3 protein-coding genes and 1 pseudogene are annotated in these 3,058 nt (G+C 63.7%); 3 read left to right on the top strand and 1 reads right to left on the bottom strand.

The features are described from left to right. From F7R02_RS24710 to F7R02_RS24700, 3 genes and pseudogenes are all read left to right on the top strand, one after another. Positions 1-118 (top strand): annotated as a pseudogene (locus tag F7R02_RS24710) (IS5-like element ISCARN85 family transposase); the annotation flags it as partial. A gap of 79 nt (positions 119-197) precedes the next feature. Beyond that, positions 198-1,358: an HDOD domain-containing protein gene (locus F7R02_RS24705; protein WP_059027479.1), complete on the top strand. Its 1,161-nt coding sequence runs from the start codon at positions 198-200 to the stop codon at positions 1,356-1,358. Between the two features lie 283 nt (positions 1,359-1,641). Then, positions 1,642-1,830: a CsbD family protein gene (locus F7R02_RS24700; RefSeq protein ID WP_011050089.1), complete on the top strand. Its 189-nt coding sequence runs from the start codon at positions 1,642-1,644 to the stop codon at positions 1,828-1,830. A 1,093-nt stretch (positions 1,831-2,923) separates the two neighbouring features. Here F7R02_RS24700 and F7R02_RS24685 read toward each other — a convergent pair. Then, the coding region (locus F7R02_RS24685) for an IS3 family transposase (protein ID WP_151210041.1) at positions 2,924-3,058 on the bottom strand (135 nt) is incomplete at its 5' end.

Genomic DNA, 3,058 nt, shown 5'->3' with positions numbered 1-3,058 from the left:
ACTGTTCCGTCGCTTGAAAGGCTACCGCCGGATTTTCTCGCGCTTCGAGAAGCTGGATGTCATGTTCCTTGGATTCCTCAGCTTCGTCCTAGTCGTTGATGGGCTTCGGATGTGTTAACAGGCCCTAACAACAACGCTCGCATTGCCGCCGCGACCGGCTTCGCGGATAGTCGTCGCACTGATCAGACGATTTTTCCATGATGCTCGTGACTGTGTTGCTGCTCGCCGCCGGACTGCTAGGTGCCGTTGTGCTCGCCGGAGGTCTTTGGTGGTTGCTGGCGCGACGCCGCGATGCCAAGGCCGATGGCATCGCGCCGACGTCGGCCGGCAATGCGCCCACAGCGCACCCGCCGATCGCACCGGCACCATCGCCCGCCGCGCCGCTGCAGCAACCTGTCCCGCCGCCCGCTGCGCAGACGTTGCAGATCGAACCGCCGCCGATGCGCCCGCTGTTGCGGCGCATGTATGCGGCCGTGATGGCCACCCCATCGCTGGCCGAGGGCACGCTGCCCGCCGACCCCGCCCAGGCCGAGGTGCTGGCCGCCGTCGCCGCCGCGCTCGAACATGTCGACCTGCGCCCGCAATTGCTGCCGCGTCGCCCGCACCTGTTGCCGCAGCTGATGCGTGCGGTGAACGACCCCGATGCCTCCGGCCGCGGCATCGCCGCAATCATCGCGCAGGATCCCGCATTGGCGGCCAACCTGCTGCGCATCGCCAACAGCGCACTGTACCGCCCGCAAGGCGGCCCGCTGGAAAGCCTGGAGCGCGCGGTGGTGCATATCGGCACCGAAGGCGTGCGCCAGATCGTCGCCGCGGCCGTCATGCAGCCGGTGCTGAGCCTGGATGGCGGGCTGTATTCGCGGCTGCCCGCCGCCGTGTGGGATTACGCCTTGCGCACCGCCGCCGCCGCTGCCGCCTATCTGCGCGAACGCGGCGGCGACACCTTGTCCGGTCAACTCGCCGGCCTGTTGCAGGGCCTGGGTGCGGTGGTGATCCTGCGCGTATTGCGCGACACCTATGCCGAACGTCCCGCCGTGCCCTACAACCTGGAAGTGGCCGCCGCCCTGGTCGAACGCCACACCGCCACCGTGGCCAAAACCATTGCCAACGCCTGGGAACTGCCGCCACCGCTCGGCACCGCGCTGGACGAACAGCGCCCCGAACACGACACCAGCTTGCTCGCCACCCCGCTCGGCCTGGCATTGCGCTACGGCCGCCTCGCCGCCGCCCTGGCCATGCTCGCCCGCCACGGCGCCGAGCACGAAGACCACGCCCTCGGCATCCTGGCCACCCTGGAGCCGGACAGCGAGGCAAACGCCGCACTGTGGCAGCGGCTGGTGGCGGCGAGCGTGGAGTGAGTTGCGCTGAGGCAACGACTGGTGGCTGCAAGCGTGGAGTGAGTTGCGCTGAGGCAACGGCCATTGCTTACCACAGCATTCAGCGTCAAGCAGCCGATGACCATGTCCACTGCGTGCGCTTGAAGATTCGGCTTAGCCAGGCCCTGCTGGTTGCATGCGGCTGGCGCGAATGCACTAGCACAACTAGTGCATTCGCAACCGGGGCATCCGGGCGCAAGCGCACATCATGCTCACGCCGTCACGCACAGACGGGCCGGGTTCCCCAAACGACGAGAGACATCCCATGGATAAGAACCGTATCGACGGCGCCGCCAAGCAGGTCAAGGGCTCGGTCAAGGAAGCCATCGGCCGTGTCACTGGCGACAAGAGCACCGAACTGGAAGGCGCTGCTGAAAAGAACGTGGGCAAGGTGCAGCGCAAGGCCGGCGAAGTCGCCGATGACGTGCGCGACGCTGTCAAATCGACCAAGTAAGTCGGTTGCATGATCGGTAGGCGGATGCCTGCCGTGCTGTGAACCGCATCAGGACTATGCGTCGCGTACATCGCACGCAGTGATGTAACGCAAGCAGCGCTCGATCACCAACGCCCCGACTTGGTCCGGGCGTTTGCGTTTTGGCACACGGCGCTGACGCGGTATCGCACGTATGGAACAGCAGGCTGGCGTGCATACCGAACCGGGTCTGCAGGTGGGTATGCATATTGGCGAGCGCCTTGCCAGCACCGGGACTATGGGGGCCACTCACTGATGGCAGCGCCTGGCGTGACGGCTGCGAGACGGAAGGCAACCATCTCATCACCCGCGGCGGCAGCTTCGCTGCCTCACGCCAGATGCTACACGGTGCAGCACGCGGCAATGCGAACCGCACCAATGCAGCAGCCTGGGCGAAGGCTTCCGCATTGCAGAAGACATCGGCACCTGCACCACAAGCCTATGTACCGATGCCGATGCAGGATTCGTGGCGGCGCTGGAAGCGGCGCAGCGGCATGAGCGCGACAGGCATGCCGTCGAGGCGACGCGATGAGTGGTGACGTCGGCTGCTTTGAAGGGCATGAGTTAGAGCAAGCGACACCGTTTGGAGGCCACGCCTTTCGAAGAATCTGCTTGTTGACAACAAGAGTTAGTATCCCTAACTTCACCAGCATCCGAAAGACATCGGAGCTGTGGTTGATGGAAGACCAGCAGAGAGGAACGCGTAGTGTTCCCGCAGGTGACGTGGCTGCTCAAGATCATCGTGACTTCGACCCGGGCCGATGACGTTATGTCAGGACGGATTCGAGATGGTATGCATGCACCGATCTGCCGCTGAGTCACGTGCTCAGTGGAGCAGCGATGATATGAGTCGAATCCTTTGCGGGTAAGTGATCCCGCGACCTGCCTTGCTCAAGTACGATGACCTGCCTACGTGTACGGATCGCGTATGAGACCCACCAAGGTTGCAATGTTCTCAGTTGCCATCCTCTGCGTAACTTCGCTATGTGCATTCGCACATACACTTGGTAAACCTACTTCGCCACTTCCAAAAGAGCCGCGTGCAATGATGATACGCCCAGGGTTCCGTAGACACTCAAGACCCTCGTTGCGCGTAGCGCCGTTCAAACTCTACAGGGGACAGGTCGCCAGTTGAACCATGACGGCGTTGTGGGTTGTAGAACATCTCGATGTAGTCGAACACCTCGGCGCGTGCGGCGTCCTTGGTGGG

This window comes from Xanthomonas cissicola (assembly GCF_008801575.1).
GTDB lineage: Bacteria > Pseudomonadota > Gammaproteobacteria > Xanthomonadales > Xanthomonadaceae > Xanthomonas > Xanthomonas cissicola.
The sequence above is the reverse complement of the archived record's forward strand: the minus strand, read 5'-3'. Positions and strand labels throughout refer to the sequence as shown.